The sequence below is a fragment of the Rathayibacter sp. AY2B3 genome, assembly GCF_002931755.1.
In the GTDB taxonomy this organism is placed as follows: domain Bacteria; phylum Actinomycetota; class Actinomycetes; order Actinomycetales; family Microbacteriaceae; genus Rathayibacter.
Window position 1 is genome coordinate 1 of the sequence record NZ_PSUG01000092.1, and the last position, 1,791, is coordinate 1,791.

The window sequence follows — 1,791 nt, forward strand, 5'->3', positions numbered from 1 at the left end:
AACCCGCAGGGCTACGGCATCGGCCCGCGCACGCCCGGACTCCCCGACCCCGTCCTGGGGCTGCGCCGCGCTCGCGCCGCGACCGCCCTCATGCTCGCGCTCCCCGGGTCCGCCTACGTCTACCAGGGCGAGGAGCTCGGGCTCCCCGAGGCGATCGACTTGCCGGACTCGGCGCGTCAGGACCCGACCTGGTTCCGCACCGGCGGCGAGCGCTACGGCCGCGACGGCTGCCGGGTGCCGATCCCGTGGGAGGCGGACGCGCCCGCGTACGGCTTCAGCGGCTCCGGCGACTCCTGGCTGCCGCAGCCCGGCGACTGGGCGCCGCTCGCCCGCGACCGCCAGCGCGGTGTCGCGGGCTCGACGCTCGAGCTGTACCGGTCCCTGCTCGCCGTGCGCCGCGCCGAGGACCTGGGCTCGGGCGCCGTCGAGTGGCTCGAGGGCTACCCGGAGGACGTCGTGGCGTTCCGCAACGGAGCCGTCACGGTGATCGCGAACCTCGGCGAGGCTCCGGTCGAGCTGCCCGTCGGCTCCGTGGTGCTGTGCTCGGAGGAGCTGCACGAGCCGGCGCTGCCCGCCGACACCACGGTCTGGCTGCGCGCGGAGTAGCCGGCGCGTCGGCTCCGCGGGGGCTGCGTGCGATCTGCAGGAGGCCGTGCCGACTGCAGGAGAGAGTGCCGTCTGCAGGAGGCGGTGCCATCTGCAGGAGGCAGCGGTGCCGTCTGCAGGATGCGGTGCCGTCTGCAGGATGTGGTGCCATCTGCACGAGGCGGTGCCGTCTGCAGGAAGCAGCGGTGCCGTCTGCAGGGGAAGAACGCCTCAGCGAGCGGCGCGGCTGGAGATGCGGACGATCACGCTCAGATCACCTGCAGACCGCACACGGCCCTGCACACCGCACGCGAGACCGCACACGGCCCTGCACACCGCACGCGAGTCCTGCCGACGTCAGCGCCCGGCGTTGGCCTTCAGCCACAGGTAGGAGTCGACCTTCGTCACGCCGTCGAGGCGGATCTCGAAGTGCAGGTGCGGGCCGGTCGACATGCCGGTCGTGCCCACCAGCCCGAGCAGCTGGCCGACCTTGACCGGGTCGCCCTCGTTCACGGCCGCCGAGCCGTGCTGCATGTGCGCGTACACGCTCGAGACCAGCTGCCCGTCGATCTCGTGGTCGACGATCACGTGCACGCCGAGCGAGCCTTCGCCGTCGATGACCGTGCGCACGACGCCGTCGGCGATCGCCTGGATGGGCGAGCCGTCGCCCGGGTTGAAGTCGGTGCCGCCGTGGTTCACCGAGCAGCCCGCGCAGTTGCGGTAGCCGAAGCGGTCGCCCACCGGCACGCCGACGGCGAAGGGCCACTGGATCGACGCGTTCGGATCGTTCGTGAAGCCGGTGTCGGAAGTGCGGACGATGTCGGCGACGTTGGTCTGCGTCTTGCGCTCCTGCACGCCGAACCCGTCGCGGGCGACCGTCTCGGCGCTGACCTCGCCGGCGACGAACGACTGCGCGCCGCGGCGGGCGTCGGCGCCGAAGGGGGTCGAGAGGCCCTGCGCCTGCACGTCCTCCGCGGTCAGGAGCGACGTGGCCGGCAGCGACGTCGCCGCGACGATGGCCGCGACGAACGAGAGGGCGACGAGTCCGCCGACCCGGGCCCGGCGCACGGGCCGGAGCGGCGTCGCGCGCGGTGCGGGGACGGGGGCCGGGGCGCTGCGGACCGAGGCGACGCGTCGCTCCGCCTCGCGCAGCTGCTCCGCCGTGGGAGCCGCGAGGAGGTCATCGGAGCCGCTCGCCAGCGAGAC

The 1,791-nt window shown here is 74.0% G+C and carries 2 protein-coding genes; one reads left to right on the forward strand and one right to left on the reverse strand.

Annotated elements, in window-relative coordinates:
- Positions 1–606: DUF3459 domain-containing protein (locus C5C24_RS17385; protein WP_146082668.1), on the forward strand; the 606-nt coding region annotated here is incomplete at its 5' end.
- Between the two features lie 336 nt (positions 607–942).
- Here the strand turns inward: C5C24_RS17385 and C5C24_RS18600 are convergent.
- Positions 943–1,791 (reverse strand): M23 family metallopeptidase (locus C5C24_RS18600; RefSeq protein ID WP_146082669.1); only part of this gene is annotated, 849 nt, incomplete at its 5' end.